This is a genomic window from Pseudomonas sp. TMB3-21 (genome assembly GCF_054898145.1).
The window spans coordinates 3,289,032-3,312,500 of the sequence record NZ_CM142718.1; the positions used below are offsets into that span (position 1 = coordinate 3,289,032).

The following is a 23,469-nucleotide window of genomic DNA, read 5'->3' on the forward strand; positions in this document are numbered from 1 at the left end:
GAATGCTGCAACGCTTGGTCGCATAAACCATACGGTGGTGCAATTGACGCTCACGCCTCGTCGGCTCAGTCTTTGTGCTCCATTTTTTGCCGAGGACGCGTCGATGCCTTTCTTCACCGTTGATGGACAACCGTTGCACTACATTGATCAAGGCACCGGGTCGGCGGTGCTGTTGGCGGGCAGTTATTTGTGGGATCAGAGCATGTGGGCGCCGCAGATCGCAGCGCTCTCGCAGCATTACCGCGTAATCGCCCCTGAGTTGTGGGGCCATGGCGAATCCGGGTCGGTGCCCGACGGCACAACGTCGCTGGATGACATTGCGCGTCAGGTGCTGGCGTTGATCGATCATCTGGGTATCGACCGAATTACCTTGGTGGGGTTGTCGGTCGGCGGCATGTGGGGTGTGCGGGCGGCACTGTCGGCGCCGCAACGTATCAAGGGTCTGGTGCTGATGGATACCTACGCCGGCAAAGAGCCCGAGCCGACCCGCCAGTATTATTTCGCGTTGTTGAAACAGATTGAAGAGACCGGAGAGATCACTCCGCAAATGCTCGATATCGTCGTGCCGATTTTCTTCCGTCCGGGAATCGATCCGCAGTCGCCGCTGTATCAGGAATTTCGTGCTTCCCTGGCGGCGCTTTCAGCCGATCGCCTGCGTGAAAGTATTGTGCCGATGGGGCGGATAACCTTTGGTCGCGATGATTTCATGGCGCGACTGAGCGAGTTGAATCCGGCGACAACGCTGGTGATGTGTGGTGATCAGGACAAGCCACGACCGCCGTCGGAGGCCAAGGAAATGGCTGAACTGATCGGCTGCCCGTGCGTGCTGGTGCCGGATGCCGGACATATTTCAAGTCGGGAAAATCCGCAATTTGTGACGGACAAGTTGCTGAAGTTTCTGGCTGATGGAAATTAACGGTTTTTGCTGACGCTTTCGCGAGCACGCTCGCTCCCACAGAGGAAACCATTCCATTGTAGGAGTGAGCCTGCTCGCGCGCTCACAGGGAACAGCATTCCATTGTGGGAGCGAGCCTGCTCGCGAAGGGGCCGGCGAGGTTTCGCAGTGTCTCAGAGGACCTACTTCGGCCCCAGAATCTTCACCAGCTTGTCCGGCGACGGTGCGCCTTGTTGCTGCTGCAACTCACCCTTGTCGTCCATGTAGAAAATCGCCGGGGTGGCTGACAATTCCAGCTCTTCCATCAACTGCATGTTCGCCGCCAGTTTCGCCTGAATCGCCGGTGGCACTTCTTTCAGTGCTTTCAGCGAACTGGCCTTGCCGGCACCTTCATGGTCTTGCAGGGCTTTTTGCGGATCCTTGGCGGCGAGCAATGCAGCTGATTTGCCCGGGCTGTCCTCGCGAATGATACCGACCATGATGTGTCGCAACTGCACTTTGCCCGCCTTCACCCACGGCCGGGCCTGCTCCCAGAACATGTTGCAGTAAGGGCAGTTCGGATCGCTGAACATGTAAACGATACGCGGCGCGTCTTTGTTGCCATCGGCGATCCAGCTGCTGGCTTCCATCTTGCCCCAGACTTCTTTCGACATCGGTGCGTAGACCAGCTTCTGCAAAGGCTCGCTGCTCAGGTCGTTGCCTTCGGCGTCATACAGATTGCCCAGCAATACGTGCTTGCCATCCGGCGTCAGGTACAGCGCCATGCCACGATTCTGATATTGCGCGGCATAACCGCGCAAACCGTCAGGGGCGTCGAACTGGCCGACAATTTTGGCGCCCTTGGCTTCGATTTTCTTGATCGCCTCAGGCAGTTCTTCGGCGGCCTGCAGCGATGGCAGATGAAGAATTGCTGCGCTCAGGGTCAGGGTCAGCGTCAGCAGGTGGCGGAAGCGGGGCATGGCAATTTCCTTGAAGAGGTGGCCGGTGTGGCGGAAGGGAGGCTGTCGAAGTTTTCCAGGGCGCGCGCCAGACTGGCTTCCGACAACTCGCCCAGATGGCTGCCCAACAGTCGACCGTCAGGGTTATAGAACAGCGTAGTCGGCAATGCCATTGAACCCACGGCCTGGCCCAGGCGACCACTGCCGTCGAACAACACGTTGCTCAGGCTCAGGCCTTGGGTTTCCAGATAAGTGGCGACGCTTTGCATGCTTTCCGCCTGATTGACGAACAGAAAGGTCAGGTCCGGACGCTGCATCTGCGCGTTTTCCAGCACGGGCATCTCCCGCCGACAAGGCGGACACCAGGTCGCCCAGAGGTTGATGACCAGCGGTCCACCCTTGTAATCCGCCAGTTGCACGGTTTCCCCAGCGGCATTGCGCAGGGTGATTTCCGGCAGGCGTGTGCCTTGTTCGTAGATCGTCAGAGAAAACGTCGCCAACAACCAGAAGGCCACGCCGCTGACCACGCCGAAGCCTAATGGACGACGCAAACCAGGCCGACGCCAGCCGCGATATACGGCGCCGAGCAGCAGCGCAATCACGCCCGGCCAGGCGAGAAAACCGCCGTCGCGCACGTCGATCATCTGCCACGGATCATCACGGTAATGTGCCCAGTACATGGTCACAAAACTGATCCGTGCCGCCAGCATGCCGAACAGAAAAAGACTGAACAGCGCCGATTCGGGATTTTCGCCACCGCGTTTGGCCGCTCGCCAGCCGACAAAAGTCGCCAGTGCCAGCGCACTGATCAGCAGCAGATGGTTGAGCGCGATGGCGAAGGTGCCGAGGGTAAAAGTCAGCATTAACGGGCGTCTCGGGTGGTGGTCCAGCGTTGCAGGAACGTTTCGGCATCGACCTGGCCGGTGATGCGTTGGCTGCGTCGTTCTTCACCGTCGCCGCCAATCCACAGAAAGCTCGGCGGCCCCGGCACCTTATAGCGGCTGAGCAATTCCCGGCTGGCGGCATTGTCGGCGGTCACGTCGAGGCGCAGCAAGCGTACCTCACTCAGCGCGTCGAGAACTTCGGATTTGCCGAACACTTGCTTTTCCATGACTTTGCACGACACACACCAGTCGGCGTAGTAGTCCAGCAGCACCCACTGACCTTGCGCCTGTGCGGCGTCCAGCTCCTTTTGCAGCGCTGCCGGATCCTTGATCGTGGTGAATGCATCGTGGCCGACCGGACGGGTGACCGGGCTCGCGTTCGAGGCGTTGAACACCTGCAGTGGCTTGAACAGTTCACCACTGCCACCCGCCGCGCCGATGATCAATAAGCTGCCCCACAACCCCATCAGCAAAGCACTGGCGCCGAACAGATGAGCAACGCGACCGAACCCTTGCGACTGCTTCCAGGCGCTGTAAGCCGCGATCACGAGCAAGGCACCGCACAAGCCAATCCACAGCGAATCGTCCAGCAGCGGACGCACCATCAACAGCGCGGTGGCCAGGAACAGGAAACCGAACACGCCTTTGAGCAGGTTCATCCAGGCGCCGGGTTTGGGCAGGAAGCGGTTGCCCACGGTCACCAGTAGCAGCAGCGGAATACCCATGCCGATGCCCATGGCAAACAGAATCAAGCCACCGTGCAGAGCGTTGCCGCTTTGCGCGATATAAAGCAGCGCGCCTGCCAGTGGGGCGGTCATGCACGGCCCGACCAGCAAACCGGATACGGCACCCAGAACACCGGCACCGATCAGGCTGCCGCCGCGTTGACCGCGCGAGACATTTTCCAGTCGATCACGTACAGCGACCGGTAACTGCAGCTCGAAGAAGCCGAACATCGGCAACGCCAGCAGTACGAACACCGCCGCGAACGTGCCAAGCAGCCAAGGATTCTGCAACAGCGCCTGCAAATTCGCACCGAGCAGCGCCGCCAATACGCCCAGCGCTGCATACACCAGCGCCATGCTGACGACATAGCTGCTCGCCAGGGCAAAGCCGCGTTTCGGTGAAGCGCCGCTGCCGACGACCAAACCTGCGAGGATCGGCAACATCGGTAACGTGCACGGAGTGAACGCTAGCAACAGTCCCAAGCCGAAGAACACCAGCAAGCTCCAGCCCAGCGCGCGTTGTTGCAGGCCGCTGGCGAGTGCCTGATCAGGTGCTTGTTCGACCGCCGACGCGGCAGATATTCCGCCCAGGTCCACGACCTTGGTTTGCGGTGGGTAACAGAGGCCGGCATCCGCACAGCCCTGGAAACCGACTTTGATCTGGCCCGTGGCGCCGGCCGGGATCTTTAGCTCCAGACCCTGCCGATAGACTTGCTGTTCGCCAAAGAACTCATCGCTGTGCGATTCGCCCGCCGGTAATGCGGGGTTATGCTCCTTGGCCAAACCGTCGAACTTCAGACGTTGCTGGTAGAGGTAATAGCCATCGGCAATCTGCCAATAAAGCTGCATTTCCCCGGATTCCAGTCGCTCTGAGGTAAAAGTGAACGCTTTATCAACCGGAAGGAATTCGGGTTTGGTAGCAAACGGATTGGTCCCGGCCTGAACAAGGCCGGAAACCAGAAGAGCAAAAATGAAAAATAGCCGACGCATTGGTGAGAGCCTTGTCCCTGTGCAATTGCTGTGCACGATGGGGGGGCGCGATTAACCGTCGATTAACTTTACTGACCAGCGAGCGTCATTCTGTAACCGGCGGCGGTTTAATCGCGCAACAGCCCTGGCCAGCTGACATCACTGACCCGTAGCGGTCCTGCGAGAAATCTCATGTTGAAAAGGTCATAGCGCATATACCGGTTCTGCGTGAGAAAAACGTAGTAGTGGCTGTCGGCTAGTGTTCGGTCGTTTTGTACCGCCGTGATGATCAGATCCTTGTAGGGCGCAAGTCCAGGCAACGTTTCATCGAATACTTTCAATGCAACCGGTTTTGTTCTGTGCAGATCAAGGTAGATGGACTTTCCACCCTCCAGCAGGAAATGAAATCGACGAGGGTGCAAGGCGGAAGACTTGAATGTCCCGGCTATGATTTGATCGAAATACGGGAGAAGAGAGTGCCAGATGGATTTCGAAACAGGAATGATACTTTCTACCCGGTCGTCATCCTGGTCGTATTTGCAAACCGTCGGAACATTGTCCTTGTAGAAGAAAAGCCACAGCGTGTCGGAATCAAAGTCAAAGGCAGTTGTAATGTCAATGCCTGAGGTTGCAAAGCCGAAAAGAAGATGTTTCGCGTAGGGGTGAAAGTCGCCCCAGGTACTCTGATCGATATCTTTGGGGTAGCCGTCTTCCACTCTGTCTTCGGCGATGTCAAAGCGCGAATAGGTGTTGCTGTCCTTAAAGAAAAAATAAATTTTGTCCTTTCCGGCGCGCCAATCGACGGCCACAAAATTCTGAAGTGTCTGCATGATTATGAATCCGTTCATTAGTTTATAAGGCTTGATGGATGTTTGTGTCTGATCCGGACTTAGGTTATCTCGAAGTTTCAACTTGCGGATGTAATTACTGTTGGGTTTTGTTTCCTGATGGGCGCTGTGTTAGTTGCGTTTATAAAAGACAGTTGCAGTGGTTTGGAAACGGACAAGGCGCACCTGAATTATTGGTGCTACTCGTCAGCAACGGACCTTGCCATAATCACGGCTTAATGCCCGCTTGCTTCAATCGCTTTTTTACGCAGGAAGCTTTCAATGCACGTACTGGTTTGCGAAGACGATGAGCTGATCGCCAGCGGCATCGTCGCCGGCCTTACCGCCCAGGGCCTGACGGTGGAGCACGTCGCTACCGCGTCAGCTGCGCGGGCGATGCTCAAGGTCGCCGAATTTGATGTCATGGTGCTCGATCTCGGTCTTCCTGATGAGGACGGCCTCAAGTTGCTGCAACAGTTGCGGCATAACGGTCTGGAAATTCCGGTGTTGATCCTGACTGCACGCGATTCGGTCACTGATCGTGTCGACGGTTTGCAGGCCGGGGCGGACGACTACTTGCTTAAACCGTTCGATCTGCGCGAACTCGCCGCGCGTCTGCATACTTTATTGCGCCGAGTTGCCGGGCGCAGCGTCAACCTGATCGAACATGGTCGTCTGACGTACAACCCGAGCAGCCGTGAAACCCTGCTCGGAGGCCAACCCGTCGACCTTTCGCGGCGTGAACAGTCGCTGTTGCAGGCCTTGCTGCACAATCGCGGGCGGGTCCTCTCCACTGAACAACTGAAAGACAGCGTCTACGGCTTCAGCGACGAACTCGAAAGCAACGCCCTCAACGTGCACATTCATCACCTTCGGCGCAAACTCGGTAACGGTATCGTCGAAACGGTGCGCGGCCTCGGTTATCGCCTGGGTCCGGCCGACAGTGGGGAAGAATCGAAGTGATGAGCCTGCGTTTGCGCTTGAGTCTGACACTCGGCGCCGCTTTCGCGCTGATCTGGGCGTTGGCTGCGGCCTGGATGCTCAGCGACCTGCGTAATCAGATGATGTTTTCCCTTGATCAACGGCTCGTGGCCTCCGCTCGAATGGTTGCCGGGTTGATGGAGCAGTTGCCGGCACTGCCAAGCAACGGCGAAGGGACCCGTGTCAGTGCAGAGCAACTGAATCTTCCGGGGGGCATGGCGTGTCAGGTCAGCTCGTTGCGGGGTGAGATTCTGGCGCGCAGCCATACCGATCCTGAACAAACCCTGGAAGCCGAGAAAATGGGCTTTCACGATCAGATGATAGACGGGGCGCCGTGGCGCAGTTTCACCCTGGCCCGCGGCGATTTGCGGATCACGACGGCCGATCGGCAAATCGAGCGGGAAGCCCTCAATATGTCGATCCTGCTGGCTGCTTCGGTTCCGGTTGGTGTGGCATTGCTCGGCTGTCTTTGCTTGCTCTGGTTGGGCATCGGTCAGGGGTTGGCCCCGCTCAATCGCATGCGTGATGCCTTGATGCGGCGCAGTGCCGACTCGCTGGAACCGTTGCAGATCCAACCGCTGCCGAGCGAGTTGCAGCCTTTGCTGGACACTCAGAACCAGCTGTTTCTGCGCATCGGCAAGGCCATCGAACGCGAAAGGCGCTTGACCGGTGACGCTGCTCACGAATTACGCAGCCCGCTGACGGCGATCAAGACGCACCTGCAGGTCGCACGCATGACCGATGGCGCTGCGCGTGATCAGTCGCTGGCTCGGGCCGAAGAGGGCGCCGATCGTCTGCACCGCACGCTTGAGCAGTTGCTGTTGCTGGCTCGAGTCGAGGGCAGCCTGTCCTTTGATGACGGCGTGCAATGCAGCGCCGAGCAAGTGGCAAAACTGGCGATTCAGGATGCGGCAAGCGGTGATCGTCAGCGCATCAGGTTTCTGCCACCTTCGAAGCTGTCGCACGCCCCCGTGCAAATGCCCGCCGTGCTGTCGATTGCGGCGCTGCGCAACTTGCTGGACAACGCACTGCGGCATACCCCCGGCGACGAGCCGGTGGAACTCAGCCTGGAAACCAGCGCAGACCGGGTGCAATTCGTTGTGCGCGATCATGGGCCGGGAATCGCCGAAGGTGATTTACAGCACCTGACGCAACGCTTCTGGCGCAACGGCCAAAGTACCGGCTGCGGGCTGGGCCTGGCGATCGTGCAAGCGATCGTCCAGCGCTGCGGCTGCACCCTGCATTTCGACAGCCGCCCGGACGGGCTAAGGGTTGAACTCACCATGCCATTGCAACCCGTCTGACCTCTGCCTTGTAGGAGCCGAGCTTGCTCGCGATAGCGGTTTAACATTCAGCATAACTATTGCCTGACACACCGCTTTCGCGAGAAAGCTCTGCTCCTGCAGATCTGCGCCTCACATCAAATGTAACCTCTGTTCGATGTATTCCTGATGCCACCGGCGCTATCGTCGGCCTCCGCTTTTTCTCAATGGATTGAGGCAGCAGCGCCATGGATTCTCTTATACGCATCTGCAAGGCCACTTCTGCCGACGCCGGCATCATCAGCCGCATCGTCGAACGCTCCATCCGCGTCGGCTGTGCGCTCGACCATCGCAACGATCCGCACACCGTCGCCACCTGGACCCACAGCAAAACCGTCGACCACATTCAAGCCTGGCTCACCGATCCGCGGGTGTACCTGAACCTGGCCCTGCTGGAGAACAAACCGGTCGGCGTTGCGATGGCTGCGACGAGCGGCAGGATCGCATTTTGCTACGTGCAACCGGAATGGTTCCGCCGCGGCGCCGGGCAGGCACTGGTTGGCGACCTTGAACGCTGGCTGCACGATCTGGGGTTCAGTCAGGCTCGGCTCAACAGCACGCGAACCAGCGAAACGTTTTACCGTCATTTGGGTTACCAGCCCGCTACTCCTCCCTTCCAGATGGCCGGGCTCCAGGCGATTCCAATGTTCAAAGACTTGACAGTGCCGTTGCAGAAAGCCGATCAAGGACCTAAATCCCCGGCGCCCTGATGCGTTTCCAGAACAGGAAAACCTTATCGAGGGTCGAGAGATGTCAGTCGCTATCAGTCTTATGGAAGATCAGTCGGCCCGGACCGCTTCGGCGCCGGGCGAAACGCTCTATCACTTCACCGAGTCACCGTTGCTGGCGCGTCAGAACCGCCAGGAGTCCAACGCCCGCAGCTACCCGCGACGTATCCCGCTGGCACTCAAGCGAGCCAAAGGTATTTACGTCGAAGACGTGGAGGGGCGGACGTTCATCGACTGCCTCGCCGGGGCCGGCACGCTGGCACTGGGGCATAACCACCCGGTGGTGATCGAAGCAATCCGGCAAGTGCTGAGCGATGAACTGCCGCTGCACACGCTTGACCTGACGACCCCGGTCAAGGATCAATTTGTTCAGGACCTGTTCGGCTTGCTGCCACCGGCGCTGGCGGCTGAAGCAAAAATCCAGTTCTGTGGCCCGACCGGTACCGATGCGGTGGAAGCCGCGCTGAAACTGGTGCGCACCGCCACCGGGCGCAGCACTGTGTTGTCGTTCCAGGGCGGTTACCACGGCATGAGCCAGGGCGCATTGAGCCTGATGGGCAGCCTGGGTCCAAAGCAACCGATGGGTGCATTGCTCAGCAGTGGCGTGCAATTCATGCCGTATCCATACGATTACCGCTGCCCGTTCGGCCTGGGTGGTGCGCAGGGTGTGCAGGTCAATTTGAATTACCTGGACAACCTGCTGAATGATCCCGAAGCGGGTGTGCAGTTGCCGGCGGCGGTCATCGTTGAAGTGGTACAGGGCGAAGGCGGGGTGATTCCGGCCGATCTCGACTGGTTGCGCGGCGTCCGGCGCATCACTGAACAGGCCGGCGTGGCGCTGATCGTCGATGAAATCCAGAGCGGTTTTGCGCGCACCGGCAAGATGTTCGCCTTTGAGCACGCCGGGATCATTCCGGATGTCGTGGTGATGTCCAAAGCCATCGGCGGCAGCCTGCCGCTGGCGGTCGTCGTCTACCGCGACTGGCTCGACACCTGGCTACCAGGCGCGCATGCCGGGACTTTTCGCGGCAACCAGATGGCCATGGCTGCGGGCTCTGCAGTGATGCGTTATCTGATTGAGCACAAGGTTTGCGAACACGCCGCGGCGATGGGTGAGCGCTTGAGTGAACACCTGCGCATTCTCCAGCGAGACTTTCCGCAATTGGGCGATATCCGTGGGCGCGGCTTGATGCTCGGCGTGGAACTGGTGGATCCAACCGGTGCCCGCGATGCGCAAGGTCATGCGCCGATTTTCGCTCGACTCGCGCCGCTGGTGCAGCGCGAATGCCTCAAGCGCGGCTTGATCCTCGAACTGGGCGGACGGCATGGCGGCGTGGTGCGGTTCCTGCCGCCGCTGATCATCACCGCCGCGGAAATCGACCGGGTTGCGGAGATCTTCGGTCGGGCGATGGTGGCGGCAACAAGCAGTGTCTAAATTTCCCGACCCGCGCAACGTTCCTTCTACATAACGGCTGTGCACCGCTGCGCAGCCAACCGACAACGATGGAGAATCAGCATGACTTCAGTATTCGACCGCGAGGACATCCTCTTTCAGGTGGTGGTGAACCACGAAGAACAGTATTCGATCTGGCCCGACTACAAAGCCGTGCCCGGGGGCTGGCGCACCGTGGGTAAAAGCGGTTTGAAAAAGGAATGCCTGGCCTATATCGAAGAAGTCTGGACAGACATGCGCCCGTTGAGCCTGCGCCAGAAGATGGAAGAGCAGGCGGCAGTGGCTATTAATTGAGACGCTGATCGTCCCACGATGCGTGCCAACGCAGAGCGTGAGAAAAAAGCCCGCTGGACCGAGAAGGTCAGCGGGCTTTTTCATGTGCGCAGTTCGTGTCGCCTTGCGGTCCGGCTGACGTTACGCCCCACTCAATCCTTTGATGACCAGATCCACGTTGCCTTCGAGCTCGGCCACCGGATCGGCCGCATCGGTACTCAATACCACCAAGCGACTTCCTGACTCGGCAATCGCCGCTTTCACCGCGTCAGACGGCTGCCGATGATGCAGCACGATTGCCACGTCGTTGTCCTTCAGCGTCGCGACCAACTGCTTCAGCGCCTCGGGCGTCCACTCGGTATCCGGTCGTGCATCCAGCCCAACCAACTCCAGATTGAGCCCGCCGATCAGGTAGCCGAAGTGATCGCTCAAACTCATCACGCTCAGATTGTCAGCGGCGGCCAGCCGCGCTTCGCTGTCGGCGCTGAGTTTGAGCAAACGCTGTTTCAGCGCCGCCAGGTTTGCCTCGATCGCAGGCTTGGCCGCAGGCGCCAGGCGCACCAGGTCCGCCGCCATCACGTCCGCCATGCGTCCCATGTTGTTGCTGGAAAACCACGGCTGACTGTTGAGGCCATCGACCTTGTTGTCCGGTTGCACGGCAATGCCGGGCAGGGCGCCGTCCACCGGGCGGGCGGCGTCAATTTCGACGATGCGAATGTTGCTGCGGCGGGAAAACGGATACAGCGGATCATCTGCCCACAGCGAGCGTACACCGATCACCGCATCGGCATCGGTCGCCAGTTTCGCCAGCGCCGGTGCGCCACGGCCAGTGAAATAAGCGGTCTGACGACTGCCGGGCAAGTTCGCCGGCGCTGCACGTTCAAGTTTGACGTCGGTGCCTTTGAGCAGCACTTCGCCCAGCCCATAGGTGATCGGCAATGACGCGAGTACATGCAAGGGTTGCCCGCCCTGCGCGGCGAATGACGTATTCACCAGCCCGCAGAGAGCCACGGCAAGGGCCAGTTTTCGCATTGAAAAAATCATTTATCCGAGATTCCCTTTAAGACTGGGGACCACGCCGCGCGCAATGGCGGAGAGGGCGAAGGCGATGCCGGCGACCAGGATGATGGCGGCGCCGGACGGGATCGGCAGGTCGAATACGATCGGTGCGAGGATCCCGCACAGCGTGCTGACCGTGGCGATCAATACCGAGCACCAGAAAAAGCCCTTGAGCGACTGGCTGAGCAAACGTGCGGCCGCGGCCGGAATCACCAGCAATGCCCCCACCAGAATGGCGCCAATGACTTTCACTGCCGCCACGGTGATCAGCGTCACCAGAATCACGAACAGATAATCCAGGGTTTTCACCGCCACGCCGCGCACCGCCGCCAGTTGCGGATTGAAGCTGGCGAGCATGATGCGGTTGTACAACGGCAGCGCCAGCGCCATCACCAGCGAGCCGACGATGGCCAACACCAGCAGGTCATTGCCGTTGACCGTCAGCACCGATCCGAACAGCACGTTTTCGAGGATGTGCACGTTGATTTTGCCGGCCAGAATCAGCAACAGACTGGCGCCCAGTGCCAAAGACACCGACAGGAAGACGCCGATCAATGTATCCGGCGAGAGCCCCGTACGGTTTCGCAGGTAATTCAGCGAAATCCCGAACAACAGGCAGTAACCGAACAGGCTGCCGTACGGTCCGGTGTAAGGCTCGCCAAGCAGAATGCCGATGGCGACGCCGGTCAGCGCCGCGTGACCCACTGCCTCGGAGAAAAACGCAAAGCGCTTGACCACTACCAGCGTGCCAAGCCCACCGAGCACCGGGCCGATCAACAGCCCCGCGAGCAGGGCGTTGACCACAAATCCATACGCCAGCGCTTCAGGTAGATAACCCGAAGACGCCCAGCCCTGAATCACCAAACGAAAGGCTTCATAACTCATCAGGCAGCGCTCCGTGGATGGGTCGAAAACAGCGTCAGCAAACGCTCCGGGGTCAGTGCCTGTTGCGGCGTCGCATCGAACAGTACTCGACGGTTCAGCCCGGTGACGCGATCGGCCAGCCTTCCAACGGCTTCCAGATCGTGCTCGATCCACAGCACGGTAATGCCGCTCTGGCGCCAGTCGCCGAGCAAGCGCTCAAAGACCCGGATGCCGGCCTCGTCGAGAGCCGACATGGGTTCATCGAGTACCAGCAACTGCGGCGCCGGAATCAGCCCTTGCGCCAACAGCACGCGCTGACGCTCGCCGCCGGACAGCGCGCCCATGCGGCGCTTGCGCTTGTCCTGCATGCCGACGCGCTCCAGTGCTTCGCCGATGGCAGCGGCGTAATGCTTGCTCACCCCGAGAAACGCCGGGCGCCGCTGGCACATCGCGGCCATGAAATCATCGACGGTCATCGGCAGGCCGCGATCGAATTCCAGGGCTTGCGGCACATACCCGATCGTCCCGGGTTCGCCGGGCCATTGCAGGCTCAAACGACCTTGATGGGGCATCTGCCCGAGCAAGGTCTTGATCAGTGAACTCTTGCCGCCACCGTTGGGACCAACCAGCGCGTGGATGCTGCCGGGCTGAACCTGAAAGGTCACCTTGTCGAGGATGGTCGTGCGGCCGAGCGTCAGGCTGATTTCGGCGAAATCCAGGGTCGGGCCGGCGGCCTGGACGAGGCGGGTTTCCTGGACAGTCATGCGCCGGACTCCTGAATAGCGCGTACCACGGTGTTAAGGTTGCCGGTCATTTCCTTTTCATATTTGTCGGCGGTGTATTCGCCGTAGGAAATGTGCGACAGCGGGTAGAGCTTCACCCCGGATTCACGCTGAATGGTGTCAACGTAGCTGGACGGGAAGTCCATCTCGGAGAAGATCACCTTCACGTCCAGGTCGCGCAGTTGATCGATGGTTTTCTTCAACTGGCTCGGGCTCGGCTCGATACCGTGGGCGGGTTCGACCACGGCCGTCACTTCGAGGCCGAATTCGCGCAGCAGGTAGTCATACGCCGCGTGCACGGTGGCCACGCGCAATTCGGCATTCGGCGCTTCGGTCAGTTTCGCCAGGGCATCGGCGCGCATCGTGCGCAGGCGCTTGCCGTAAGCGCGGGCGTTCTGAGTGTAGGACTTGGCGTTCGCCGGATCGAGCTTGCCGAGTTCCCGGGCGACGTTGTTGACCTGGGCGATGGAAGCGCTGATCGACAGGAATGTGTGCGGATTTACGACCTTGCCGGCACCGCGAGCAGCAACGCCGGTTGCCGCCAGCAGCGGCACATTTTCATTGGCTTCGATCACGGCGATATTTGGCGTTTCGCTGGCGGCGATCATACGGTCGGCGAAATCGTCATGGCCGACGCCATTGAGCACAACCACGTCGAGCCCGCCAATGCGCTTGATGTCTTCGGCGCGGGGTTCGTAGGCGTGCGGGTTGAAACCGGCTGGAATCAGCGGCACGACCTCTGCCTTGTCGCCGACGATGTTCGCCACGTAGCTGTAATAAGGGTGCAGGGTGATGCCGATGCGCAGGCGCTTGGCCTCGTCGGCGCTGACGATGGGCGTCAGCAGGGAAGCGAGCAGGCCGACGATCAGTAGGCGCACAAAAGAACGATGAGATGAGCTAGGCATGGGAAAGCGGTCTTCTCTCGGAGGAAGGCGAGGGTTCAGTGCCGATGCTGGCGGGTCACACCGGCATCGAATTGCGCGACGATCTGCTGCCATCCGGCGCTTTCCAGCGCGGCGTCAGTGAGGTCGGTCGGCGCTGCGAGGGCTTTGCCGCGATTGAGCCAGACGTCCGGCGCATCGTCCGCAGCGGTCAGGCGCATCAGGAACGAGCCTGCCACGTCCGGCGCCTGGCTCAGGCCGAAATAGGCCTTGGCGTCGAGCAATTGCCAGGCATGACCGCCGCGACTGACCGAGCTCGCGTCCTGAGCGAACGGCGCGAATCCTTCGTCTGCGAGGGCTGCCGGCGTCGGCAGGGCTTGCTGTTCCTGGCGCAACAGGTGGATCTCGTCCAGTGTCACTCGCAAGTCGGCGTAGATACCTTGTTCGGATGCGCCGAGATCACGGCGTGCATCGAGCTGATGGCTTTTGACGCTGCTGACCTCCTGCTTTTCTCCGCGCCAGGCGGCCACCGTGCCGGCCACCGCGAGGATCATCAGGCACAACAGCAGCACGTAGAGGGTCTCATGGCCGGCACCGGCCGGGCGCACAACTTGCGTGGTTGGTGTACTCATGGCGCCTGAATGTCCGCCTGGTCGATCTCGACGACGTGGCCGGGGCCGGCGTCGAACAGCACGTAGAACTCGGCGCCGGGTTTTTTGAAGGTCACCTTGGAGTCAGCCCCGAGCTTGCCCGGCACCAGGATGGTTTCGTCATAGCCGATCACGTCGAGCGTCACACCCGGTGCGCCGCTGCCGTCGGAGAAACCGCCGGTGCATTCGATCTGCTCGGCGTCGACGGCTTTGCATTCGCACATCGGATTGTGCGCCAGCGCACTGGCGCTGAAGCCAGCACACAGCATCAACAGTGCGACGTTGCGGCGAATGAAGAAGTTGCTCATGGTTTGCCTCCTTGTTTGTTCAGCCACGCGAGGGTAGCGGGGGATGCCTGACTCAGGGGGATCGACGCCTGATGCATGGCGCCGTCCCAGCCTTCCATCGTGATCCACAGTTCGGCGTCAGCCTTGGTCTTTTCCGGGATGGGCAACATGGCGCCCATGCGGTGCGGCGTGCCGAAGAAAATAACCCCGGCGGCGCGCAGGCTGCGCGGTTTGCCGACACGCAGGTAGGTCGCCTTGACTTGATCGCGGCAGCTGTCGCACAGGGCTGCATTGAAGCTTTTCATGTAACCGGCCGCATCCAGTTGCGGCGCTTCATTGCGCAATTCAGCCAGACGCACGCTCCACGGGCCCACTTTGACTTCACCGATTTCCCGCTCGCCGAGGCCGGCGTCACCGCGAAACAGCGCCGCATCGGCAAAGTATTTGGGCATGAAACCCAGCGGAATCAGCAACAGCAGAATGTTGATGTGGAAGCGCCATTTGTGCCAGAAACGGCTCAACGCCGACGCCGGTTTATCTGCGACGAACAGGCTCATTGGTTCACCTCCGTGGCTTCGTGACTGGTCGCCGAAACCGTCTCGTTGCGCGTTTGCTTGCCGGTACGTTTAAGCGCATTTGCCGTGGCCAGGGCAGTACGCTTGGTCCAGATCAGCAAACCGCTGAGCACCATCATGGTCATGATCAGGCCAAAGAAGAACCAGATCAGCTTGATCCACAGTCCACCGAAATCGCCGGTGTGCAGTGGACGCATTGATTCGGTCACCAGCTCCAGGCCCGAGCGATCCTTGAGCAGGCGAGTCGCGGCAATTTCCCCGGTGTAAGGATTGATATCGGCTGTCTGGTACATCAGTGGGTACCAACTGCGGCCACCGACCGAGAGGTAGCTGTAGGCATTGGCAGGAAGACTGACAAAACTGTCCTCAAGACCTGGAATCCGCTGCTTGGCCTGCTCGATTGCAGCTTGCATGCTGATCATCGGTGCCGGTGAGCCATCGGCGGTGATCGGCACACTTTCACGCGGAACCACCAGCGCCACGGGGGCGGTGGAGATCGAAATCTGATTGTCGAACATGAATGCCCGGATCAGGAACCAGACGCTGGTGATGGAAATGATCGCGATGAACCAGATCGACCAGATCCCGCTGAGTCGATGGAAATCGCCCCAGAAAATCCGTGCGCCGTGACGAATCCGCAAGGTCGGCCGAAAGAAGCCTTTCCAGAAACGCTTGTAGACCACCAGCCCGGTGACCAGCGAAGCGAGCAATGGCAGGCTCAGGAACGATACCAGGTACCAGCCCCAGCTGAATCCGTTGGTGAACGGCACCAGCCACCAGCCGTGCAGCGCCCGGGTAAAGGCCTTGAAGTCAAATTGCGGAGCGGCTCCCTGAATCACCCCGGTATACGGGTTGACGTACACCGTGACGTTGCGCCCATCGGGGTAGCTGACGTTGACGTCGAGCGCAAAGTGCGACTCGTCCGGCCGGTTGATTTCTTCGACCAGCGTGTCCGGCTCGGCCTTTTTGATTGCCGCGATGATTTGGTCGTAATTCAGCAGCGGCGCATCGTCGGAAGGCTGGCTGGCGCGCATCTGCGGGTTGGCCAGCCAGACGATTTCCTGGCTGATGACGGCCAGCGTGCCGGTGACACAGACGATCAATACGAAAAACCAGATCGGCAGTGCCAGCCAGCTATGGACGAGAAACCAGAGTTTGGAGCGGGATTTCTTCGACATGTTTAGGGTCTTGTATCGATGAGAGGGCCTTGGCTGCGGGCTTCCCAGCGTGGGGTCCATGAAAAGTACGGTCGTGGCTTTTGCCTACGCGAACCGCCTGCATCTATATAAGACGAATGAGAATCAAAAATCCCGAAGATGTTTATGAAAGAAAATGTTTCTTGTTCGCGATAGACATTCTGTAGGTGCAAGCTCGCTCGCGAGAGCGGTGGATCCGACAACATCTCTCTGGGCTGTTCCGTTGTCGCGATCAAGCGTGCACCCACAAAACATTTTGATACCAAACCTTCATTCCTGCTGAAACATCTCCTTCGCGCGCTGTTCGATCTGCTCCTGGGTCAGGTCCTCCTTGTGCGTCGCCAGAAACCACAGATGCCCATAAGGATCCTTCAAGGTTCCCGACCGGTCACCGTAGAATTGATCCTTCAACTCGGACACTACGGTAGCGCCAGCGTCGATGGCCTGTTTATAGGACTTGTCGACATCGCTGACATATAGATGCAGGCCCACTGACGGTGACGATTGCGGGTTGCTCAACGGCCCTTGATCACAGGGCGTGCCCAGCATGATGGCGCTGTCGCCGATACGCAGCTCCGCATGGCCGATGCTTCCATCTGGCATGGCAAGACGCATGACCTCGGCCGCGCCAAAGGCTTTTTTATAGAAATCGATGGCTTCGGCGGCTTTCTGAATCCCCAGATAGGGCGTGATGCTGTGATAACCCTCGGGAATGGGTTTGACGCTCATGACGGCTCTCCCTGTTTATTGTGAACAGTGGGAAATCGGTCGCTCCGACTTCCAGCCGGATAACTATAGGCCAGACCCTTTTGGTCGACCGGGAGCCCGACGAGCAGCAGATTTCAGGGCGGACAGCGGAAATAATTTCTTGACCTTAACTTAACTGGAGGTTTTACCCTGCCGGCTTTCGGATCGTCATTTTCGGCTTCCAGGCAGAGGGATTATTCATGCAGCCCGTTGAGAAAAATTGCAGCTTCACTCAACTCATCGAATTCCATGTCGAGCCCCATAGGCATCGGGCGCTGGTGTCGGCGCTCTCGGCCCAGACCGAACGTTTGGCTCAGGCTTATGGCGGTTTCCTTAGCGCGAGCATCCAGGTCAGCGACGACGGCAGTCGGGTCTTGAATTACCTGCAGTGGCAGTCACGCGAGGCGGGGGAGGCCGCATTCCGCAGTTTCGAACGCGGCGAGGAAGATTTCTGGCAATTGATTCGCGCGCACCAGGCCAGAACGGTGACTTTCGGCTCGTATCAAGTGCTGCACAGTCTGGAGCGCAGCCGTGACAACGCGTTGCATTGCAACCTGGTGGGCTAGATCGAGTGCAGCAGCCTGGGCATCACGCGGAATATACAGCCAGGCATTAGCCAAACTCGATAGCGACTATCGAGAGCGTTGATTTCTGCTCATTCGGCTGCCCGAGTAGCCTGTGTTCATTGCCCCGAACCCAGATTCCAGGACGCCGGAAATGAAAACACTCCTCGCCACCAGCCTCATGCTCGCCGTCTCCGTTCTCAGCGGATGCGCCACTCACGTTTCGCCGGAACTCCGGCCGTACACCGCTGAAGAAACTCGTCAGTTGGCACTTGAGGCGCTGAACCGGCGCGGCCTGTCCTTCGACGAATACCACTCGAGGAAAGCCGCATTGATCGGCGAACCGCAGAAATCGTTCAGCTTCGATAAACAAGGTGAAATGAACGCGGAACGTGCCGTGCAACTTCACGGTCGTCCAAGCTGAGCGACTGTACTGCTCGAAGTTTCACGCAACTGTCCGTGGGTTTCTCCCGAGGCGTGCGATAGGGTCGTTACCTGACTGACCTTGATGGACTGCCACCCATGACACTCTCGCTCGATTTGCTGCTCGGCTTCGCTTTGTTCGCCCTGGTCACTTCGATCACACCCGGCCCCAACAACACCATGTTGCTGGCATCGGGCGTGAACTTTGGCTTCCACCGCACCATTCCTCATATGCTCGGTATTACCTGCGGCTTCTTCGTGTTGGTCGTGGCGGTGGGCTTTGGTCTGGGCGCAGTGTTTCAAACCTATCCGCTGCTCTACACGGTGTTGCGCTACGTCGGTGCCGCGTATCTGTTGTACCTGGCGTGGAAAATTGCACACTCCGGGCCTGTGTCCGACGCAGAGCGGGGCGACGCTAAACCGATCAGCTATCTGGGTGCTGCGGCATTTCAATGGGTCAATCCGAAGGCGTGGATCATGGCCATCGGCGCCATCAGCACCTACACGCCGATGCAGGGCTACTTCACCAATGTCATCGTGATTGCTGCCGTCTTCGCGCTGATCAACCTGCCCAGCGTGAGTGTCTGGGCGGCTTGCGGCACACTGTTGCGCAACGTCTTGAAGGACCGGCGCTGGTTGCGGCTGTTCAATTGGGGCATGGCGACGCTGCTGGTGATTTCGCTGTATCCGTTGTTGCTTGAAAGCTTTAGCTGACGCATTGCTTCAACCGGTTGGCCGATGCCTGTTAAGCTCGACTTCAGGAGCGTTCCTACGCACTTTTCACTGAAGTCGTACTTTCTTAACGCATCCGATCAGGTATTGCTGTGTGCTCTTTCCAGCCGCTGATCCCGGAACAAGCTCTGCGAGTCTTTTATGAACAAACGTCCGTTGTATTTCGACTACGCCGCCACCACTCCGGTGGATGAGCGGGTCATCCAGGTCATGGTCGAGTGTCTGGGTTTTTCCGGCAATTTCGGCAACCCCGCGTCCAGTTCCCACGCGTTTGGCCAGCAGGCCCGGCAAACGGTTGAGCGGGCGCGGCAGCAAGTGGCAGAGCTGGTCGGTGCTCAGGCCCAGGAAATCGTCTGGACGTCCGGGGCGACCGAATCCAACAATCTTGCGCTCAAGGGTGTGGCCCAGGCTCGTGCTGTTGGCGGCGGTCACATCATTACCAGTCAGATCGAACACAAAGCCATTCTCGACACGGCCAGCCAGTTGCAGGACGCCGGCGTTTCCGTCACTTACCTGATGCCGGACGCGGACGGCTTGATCACAGCTCAAGCGGTCAGCGATGCCCTGCGTGAGGACACTTTTCTGGTGTCGCTGATGCTGGTCAACAATGAGTTAGGTACCGTGAATGACATCGCGGCGATCGGCGATACCGTCCGCGCGCATGATGCGCTGTTCCATGTGGACGCGGCGCAAGGCGCAGGCAAAGTCGCCATCGACCTGGCTCGTTTGCCGGTGGATCTGATGTCTTTTTCGGCGCACAAGATTTACGGCCCCAAAGGTATCGGCGCGTTGTATGTCGGCCCGCGTGCGCAACAGCGCTTGCAGGCACAGATTCACGGCGGCGGGCACGAAGGCGGTTTGCGTTCAGGCACGTTGGCGACACATCAGATTGCCGGCATGGGCGCGGCTTTCGCCCTGGCTGCCCAAGTGTTCGAACAAGAGCATGCCGCGATCGAGCGTCTGCGTGAACGTTTGCTTGAGCCACTGTTGAGCCTTCCCGGCGTACGCCTCAATGGCTGCGCAACCCGGCGCATCCCTCATACGTTGAGCCTGACCTTCAACGAGGGCGAATTCAGCTCCGACGCTTTAAGCAATACAATCGCGTTTTCCGCGACGTCGGCCTGCAATTCCGCGAGTAACGCACCTTCTCATGTGCTGCTGGCTTTGGGGCATGATGCTCGCTCCGCAGGTCGCACCATTCGCTTGAGCCTGGGACGGTTTACCACCGAGCAGGACATCGACCAGGCCATTCACCTGATTAAAGCGTCTTGCGCCAGTGCCCCGGCATTCTGGGCGACAGGACTCTGAAAGCGCCGGCGTGATCGGCACTCAACAATAATATGCAGTGATTAGCAGGAGACACGATGAGTACGCAGCCTTCGATCAACGGATCGGTGCCCGAGCGCCTGGCGCACACCCGCGAACTGATGAGCCGGGAGGGCATTCATGCCCTGCTGGTGCCGTCGGCCGATCCGCACCTTTCGGAATACCTGCCGGGCTATTGGCAAGGGCGGCAATGGCTGTCGGGTTTTCATGGCTCGGTCGGCACCTTGATTGTTACGGCGGACTTCGCCGGCGTCTGGGCTGACAGCCGTTACTGGGAGCAGGCGAGCAAAGAACTCAATGGCACCGGCATCGAGCTGGTGAAACTGCAGCCGGGGCAACCTGGTCCGCTGGACTGGCTGGCGGAGCAGACACCGGAAGGCGGTGTGGTCGCGGTGGACGGTGCGGTGATGGCCGTGGCGTCCGCGCGCACGTTGGGTGAAAAACTTGAAGCGCGTGGCGCTCGACTGCGCACCGATATCGATCTGTTGAGCGAAGTGTGGAGCGATCGCCCGAGCCTGCCGAACGAGCCGATCTATCAGCACCTGCCGCCGCAGGCAACCATCAGCCGTGTCGAAAAACTGGGCAAGCTGCGCGAAACCTTGAAAGCGCGCGGTGCCGATTGGCATTTTATTGCGACCCTGGACGACATCGCCTGGCTGTTCAATCTGCGCGGCGGCGATGTGTCGTTCAATCCGGTATTCGTTTCATTCGCCTTGATCAGCCAGAACCAAGCCACCTTGTTTGTGGCGTTGAGCAAGGTCAGCGCCGAGTTGCGTGGCATCCTTGAAGAGGACGGCGTCACCCTGCGCGATTACAGCGAAGTTGCCGACGCCTTGCGCGCGGTCCCAAGTGGCTCGAGCCTGCAAGTCGATCCGGCACGAGTGACGGCAGGCTTGCTGGACAATCTGGACAGTGGCGTCGTACTGATTGAAGGTCTGAACCCAACCACTTTGGCAAAATCGCAAAAAAGTCTGGCCGATGCCGAACACATCCGCAAAGCCATGGAACAGGACGGCGCAGCGCTGTGCGAATTTTTCGCTTGGCTGGAGTCAGCGTGGGGACGTGAACGCATCACTGAACTGACCATCGATGAGCACCTGACCGCAGCGCGCATGCGTCGACCGGATTATGTTTCGCTAAGCTTCAATACCATCGCCGCGTTCAACGCCAATGGTGCGATGCCGCATTACCACGCCACCGAAGAAGAGCATGCGGTGATCGAAGGGGACGGTCTGTTGCTGATCGACTCCGGCGGTCAATACCTCGGCGGCACCACCGACATCACGCGGATGGTGCCGGTCGGTACGCCAACCGAGGAGCAGAAACGCGACTGCACGCGGGTGTTGAAAGGCGTGATCGCACTGTCCCGGGCGCAATTCCCACGCGGGATTCTCTCGCCACTGCTGGATTCGATTGCAAGGGCGCCGATCTGGGCAGAAAGCGTCGACTACGGTCACGGCACCGGGCATGGCGTCGGCTACTTCCTGAACGTGCATGAAGGCCCGCAAGTCATCGCCTATCAAGCCGCCGCCGCACCGCAAACGGCGATGCAACCAGGGATGATCACGTCTATCGAACCGGGCACCTATCGTCCGGGCCGCTGGGGTGTGCGGATCGAAAACCTGGTGTTGAACCGTGAAGCGGGCTCCAGCGAATTTGGCGAATTCCTCAAATTCGAAACCCTGACGTTGTGCCCGATCGACACTCGTTGCCTGGAGCCTTCGTTGCTGACGCTTGAAGAGAAGCAGTGGTTCAACGCTTATCACGCCGAAGTCCGCCAGCGCCTCAGCCCGTTGCTGGACGGTGCAGCGCTGGAGTGGCTGAACACGCGAACGGCCGCGATTTGAATGGGTTGAGTCAGGCGCTGTTAGCAGCGCCTGGCTCATCCTTTATGGCATCGACTTTACCGTAAGGCTTCGATGACAAAGTCCAGCCGATCCTGGCCAAAGAACAGCTGATTCCCGACAAACATGCTCGGTGCACCAAAAACGCCGCGCTGCACGGCTTTCTCAGTGTTTCCCTTGAGTGCGGCTTTGACTTCCTCGTCTGCGGTCAGGGCCAGCACTTCAACAGGATCGAAGCCGTTGTCGGAGAGCAACTTGGCCACGGTAGACGGATCGTCAAGGCCAAGACCTTGTACCCAAAGCGCCTCAAACAAACAGTCTACAAACGCCTGAAATCGTTCGGGGTGGCGCAGTTGCATGCCCGTGACTGCTCGCATCAGCAACAGTGTATTGATGGGAAAGTGCGGGTTGAATCTCAGCGCCACGCCGTAGCGTCTGGCGAAGCGGTCGAGGTCTTGAAACATGTAGCGACCCTTTGCCGGGATAGTCGCTGGCGAAGAGTTGCCGGTGGCTTTGAATACTCCGCCCAGCAGGATCGGAACGTAGATCAGACGAGCGTCTGCCTGTGTGCATATTGTCGGCAGCTGGGTGTAGGCCAGATAGGTGGCGGGGCTGCCAAGGTCGAAGTAGAACTCAACGGTTTTGCTCATGGTCGATACGCACTCGTTATTGTTTTTGGATGGTTTACCAGCGCTCGTTCCAGGGACGCAGATCGAGCTCGAAAGTCCAGGCGTCTCGTGGCTGGCTGTGCAAATACCAGTAATTCTCAGCGATGTGTTCGGGATTCAGGATGCCGTCCTGATCTTTGGTCGCGTACTTTTCCGGAAAGCTCTCGCGGATGAAGTCAGTGTCGATGGCGCCATCGACCACCACATGAGCCACGTGAATGTTCATCGGTCCTAATTCTCGAGCCATGCTCTGAGCCAGTGCGCGGATGCCATGCTTGGCACCGGCGAACGCTGCAAAATTGGCGGCACCGCGCAGGCCAGCGGTTGCACCAGTGAAAAGGATCGTGCCGCGTTGACGCGTAGCCATACGTTTGGCCACTTCCCGGGCGTTGAGAAAGCCGGAAAAACAGGCCATTTCCCAGATCTTGAAATATTTGCGCGCAGTTTCTTCAAGAATGCTGCAGGGAACGTTGGCGCCGATATTGAAAACGAAGGCCTCAATCGGACCTACCTCACTCTCGATCTGCTCGACCAGCGCAATTACGTCCTCTTCTTTGCGTGCGTCACAGGCGAAGCCATGAGCTTGACCGCCATCGGCGTTGATCGAATCTACCAACGGTTTCAATTTCTCGGCGCTGCGCCGCGTTACGCAGGCGGTAAATCCTTCCTGAGCGAAACGCTTGGCGATGGCACCTCCAGTGGCATCACCCGCGCCGACAACCAGTACGACCTTCTTGTTATTCATGGGGTAGGTCCTTTGCTAAACGATCGTTAACTAAACGAACGTTATGCTACGATTCGGCAGGCGTCAAGGCGATCAATCCTGAGGGTAGGGCAATGCGGTATTCGGCCAGTCACAAGTTGGAAACCAAAGAGA

General features: G+C 59.3%; 27 protein-coding genes (1 of these 27 cut by a window edge). 12 read left to right on the top strand and 15 right to left on the bottom strand.

Annotated elements, in window-relative coordinates; translation table 11 throughout:
- Positions 1 to 103: 103 nt before the first annotated feature.
- A complete protein-coding gene (locus ACYZTS_RS15170; protein WP_461990173.1) occupies positions 104 to 916 on the top strand; it encodes an alpha/beta fold hydrolase in 813 nt (270 codons plus the stop codon).
- 161 nt (positions 917 to 1,077) lie between these two features.
- Here ACYZTS_RS15170 and dsbG read toward each other — a convergent pair whose 3' ends face one another.
- The 4 genes from dsbG to ACYZTS_RS15190 all read right to left on the bottom strand — a co-directional run bounded on the left by dsbG (position 1,078) and on the right by ACYZTS_RS15190 (position 5,241).
- Complete coding sequence (gene dsbG / locus ACYZTS_RS15175; RefSeq protein WP_028620718.1) at positions 1,078 to 1,854, bottom strand: thiol:disulfide interchange protein DsbG; 777 nt, start codon at positions 1,852 to 1,854, stop codon at positions 1,078 to 1,080.
- The gene (locus ACYZTS_RS15180; protein ID WP_028620719.1) at positions 1,830 to 2,696 is read right to left on the bottom strand and encodes a TlpA disulfide reductase family protein; all 867 of its coding nucleotides are present in this window, start codon (positions 2,694 to 2,696) and stop codon (positions 1,830 to 1,832) included. The genes dsbG and ACYZTS_RS15180 overlap by 25 nt, the downstream gene beginning before the upstream one ends.
- Positions 2,696 to 4,432 (bottom strand): protein-disulfide reductase DsbD, encoded by a 1,737-nt coding sequence (dsbD, locus tag ACYZTS_RS15185; protein ID WP_028620720.1) that lies wholly within the window; start codon positions 4,430 to 4,432, stop codon positions 2,696 to 2,698. The genes ACYZTS_RS15180 and dsbD overlap by 1 nt, the downstream gene beginning before the upstream one ends.
- 107 nt (positions 4,433 to 4,539) lie before the next feature.
- Positions 4,540 to 5,241, bottom strand: coding sequence for a hypothetical protein (locus tag ACYZTS_RS15190; RefSeq protein WP_461990176.1), 702 nt, complete (start codon positions 5,239 to 5,241; stop codon positions 4,540 to 4,542).
- Between the two features lie 279 nt (positions 5,242 to 5,520).
- Between ACYZTS_RS15190 and ACYZTS_RS15195 the strand changes: the two genes are divergently transcribed.
- From ACYZTS_RS15195 to ACYZTS_RS15215, 5 genes are all read left to right on the top strand, one after another.
- A complete protein-coding gene (locus ACYZTS_RS15195; protein WP_028620722.1) occupies positions 5,521 to 6,201 on the top strand; it encodes a response regulator in 681 nt (226 codons plus the stop codon).
- Positions 6,198 to 7,523 (top strand): ATP-binding protein, encoded by a 1,326-nt coding sequence (locus tag ACYZTS_RS15200; RefSeq protein WP_028620723.1) that lies wholly within the window; start codon positions 6,198 to 6,200, stop codon positions 7,521 to 7,523. The genes ACYZTS_RS15195 and ACYZTS_RS15200 overlap by 4 nt, the downstream gene beginning before the upstream one ends.
- Positions 7,524 to 7,729: 206 nt before the next feature.
- A complete protein-coding gene (locus tag ACYZTS_RS15205; protein WP_050483073.1) occupies positions 7,730 to 8,251 on the top strand; it encodes a GNAT family N-acetyltransferase in 522 nt (173 codons plus the stop codon).
- Between the two features lie 40 nt (positions 8,252 to 8,291).
- Complete coding sequence (locus ACYZTS_RS15210; RefSeq protein ID WP_461990178.1) at positions 8,292 to 9,704, top strand: diaminobutyrate--2-oxoglutarate transaminase; 1,413 nt, start codon at positions 8,292 to 8,294, stop codon at positions 9,702 to 9,704.
- Between the two features lie 81 nt (positions 9,705 to 9,785).
- Positions 9,786 to 10,016 carry an MbtH family protein gene (locus ACYZTS_RS15215; RefSeq protein WP_028620725.1) on the top strand — a complete coding sequence of 77 codons (231 nt, stop codon included), beginning with the start codon at positions 9,786 to 9,788 and terminating at the stop codon, positions 10,014 to 10,016.
- Positions 10,017 to 10,136: 120 nt separating this feature from the next.
- On the opposite strand, the gene ACYZTS_RS15220 is transcribed toward ACYZTS_RS15215, so the two are convergent.
- The 9 genes from ACYZTS_RS15220 to ACYZTS_RS15260 form a co-directional block, all read right to left on the bottom strand.
- Complete coding sequence (locus tag ACYZTS_RS15220) at positions 10,137 to 11,039, bottom strand: metal ABC transporter substrate-binding protein (RefSeq protein ID WP_461990181.1); 903 nt, start codon at positions 11,037 to 11,039, stop codon at positions 10,137 to 10,139.
- Entirely contained in the window at positions 11,040 to 11,939 is a 900-nt protein-coding gene (locus ACYZTS_RS15225) for a metal ABC transporter permease (RefSeq protein WP_461990183.1), read from the bottom strand.
- Entirely contained in the window at positions 11,939 to 12,682 is a 744-nt protein-coding gene (locus tag ACYZTS_RS15230) for a metal ABC transporter ATP-binding protein (protein WP_461990185.1), read from the bottom strand. Before ACYZTS_RS15230 ends, ACYZTS_RS15225 begins: the two co-directional genes overlap by 1 nt.
- Entirely contained in the window at positions 12,679 to 13,605 is a 927-nt protein-coding gene (locus ACYZTS_RS15235; RefSeq protein WP_461990187.1) for a metal ABC transporter substrate-binding protein, read from the bottom strand. Before ACYZTS_RS15235 ends, ACYZTS_RS15230 begins: the two co-directional genes overlap by 4 nt.
- 35 nt (positions 13,606 to 13,640) lie before the next feature.
- Positions 13,641 to 14,213, bottom strand: a complete 573-nt coding sequence (locus tag ACYZTS_RS15240) for a DUF6162 family protein (protein ID WP_028620730.1) — start codon at positions 14,211 to 14,213, stop codon at positions 13,641 to 13,643.
- On the bottom strand, positions 14,210 to 14,539 hold the full coding sequence (locus ACYZTS_RS15245; RefSeq protein WP_461990190.1) for a hypothetical protein: 330 nt from the start codon (positions 14,537 to 14,539) through the stop codon (positions 14,210 to 14,212). The genes ACYZTS_RS15240 and ACYZTS_RS15245 overlap by 4 nt, the downstream gene beginning before the upstream one ends.
- Entirely contained in the window at positions 14,536 to 15,075 is a 540-nt protein-coding gene (locus tag ACYZTS_RS15250; RefSeq protein ID WP_028620732.1) for a hypothetical protein, read from the bottom strand. The genes ACYZTS_RS15245 and ACYZTS_RS15250 overlap by 4 nt, the downstream gene beginning before the upstream one ends.
- Positions 15,072 to 16,271: a PepSY-associated TM helix domain-containing protein gene (locus tag ACYZTS_RS15255; RefSeq protein ID WP_461990192.1), complete on the bottom strand. Its 1,200-nt coding sequence runs from the start codon at positions 16,269 to 16,271 to the stop codon at positions 15,072 to 15,074. Before ACYZTS_RS15255 ends, ACYZTS_RS15250 begins: the two co-directional genes overlap by 4 nt.
- Before the next feature lie 288 nt (positions 16,272 to 16,559).
- Positions 16,560 to 17,018, bottom strand: a complete 459-nt coding sequence (locus ACYZTS_RS15260) for a VOC family protein (protein WP_461990194.1) — start codon at positions 17,016 to 17,018, stop codon at positions 16,560 to 16,562.
- A gap of 218 nt (positions 17,019 to 17,236) precedes the next feature.
- On the opposite strand from ACYZTS_RS15260, the gene ACYZTS_RS15265 reads away from it, so the two are divergent.
- The 5 genes from ACYZTS_RS15265 (at position 17,237) to ACYZTS_RS15285 (ending at position 21,927) form a co-directional block, all read left to right on the top strand.
- Positions 17,237 to 17,602, top strand: coding sequence for an antibiotic biosynthesis monooxygenase (locus ACYZTS_RS15265; protein WP_028620735.1), 366 nt, complete (start codon positions 17,237 to 17,239; stop codon positions 17,600 to 17,602).
- A gap of 151 nt (positions 17,603 to 17,753) precedes the next feature.
- A complete protein-coding gene (locus ACYZTS_RS15270; protein WP_028620736.1) occupies positions 17,754 to 18,023 on the top strand; it encodes a hypothetical protein in 270 nt (89 codons plus the stop codon).
- Between the two features lie 98 nt (positions 18,024 to 18,121).
- Complete coding sequence (locus ACYZTS_RS15275) at positions 18,122 to 18,736, top strand: LysE family translocator (RefSeq protein WP_028620737.1); 615 nt, start codon at positions 18,122 to 18,124, stop codon at positions 18,734 to 18,736.
- 159 nt (positions 18,737 to 18,895) lie between these two features.
- Positions 18,896 to 20,062 carry an aminotransferase class V-fold PLP-dependent enzyme gene (locus tag ACYZTS_RS15280; RefSeq protein WP_461990197.1) on the top strand — a complete coding sequence of 389 codons (1,167 nt, stop codon included), beginning with the start codon at positions 18,896 to 18,898 and terminating at the stop codon, positions 20,060 to 20,062.
- 56 nt (positions 20,063 to 20,118) lie between these two features.
- The gene (locus ACYZTS_RS15285) at positions 20,119 to 21,927 is read left to right on the top strand and encodes an aminopeptidase P family protein (RefSeq protein ID WP_461990199.1); all 1,809 of its coding nucleotides are present in this window, start codon (positions 20,119 to 20,121) and stop codon (positions 21,925 to 21,927) included.
- 56 nt (positions 21,928 to 21,983) lie between these two features.
- Here the strand turns inward: ACYZTS_RS15285 and ACYZTS_RS15290 are convergent, their stop codons facing one another.
- The gene (locus tag ACYZTS_RS15290) at positions 21,984 to 22,574 is read right to left on the bottom strand and encodes a 2-hydroxychromene-2-carboxylate isomerase (protein ID WP_461990201.1); all 591 of its coding nucleotides are present in this window, start codon (positions 22,572 to 22,574) and stop codon (positions 21,984 to 21,986) included.
- A 34-nt stretch (positions 22,575 to 22,608) separates the two neighbouring features.
- A complete protein-coding gene (locus ACYZTS_RS15295; protein ID WP_028620741.1) occupies positions 22,609 to 23,337 on the bottom strand; it encodes an SDR family oxidoreductase in 729 nt (242 codons plus the stop codon).
- 92 nt (positions 23,338 to 23,429) lie between these two features.
- On the opposite strand from ACYZTS_RS15295, the gene ACYZTS_RS15300 reads away from it, so the two are divergent.
- On the top strand, positions 23,430 to 23,469 hold the 5' portion of the coding sequence (locus ACYZTS_RS15300) for a TetR/AcrR family transcriptional regulator (RefSeq protein WP_461990203.1). 524 nt of this gene lie beyond the right edge of the window; the window shows 40 of its 564 coding nt (coding positions 1-40); its start codon is at positions 23,430 to 23,432; its stop codon lies off the right edge, out of view.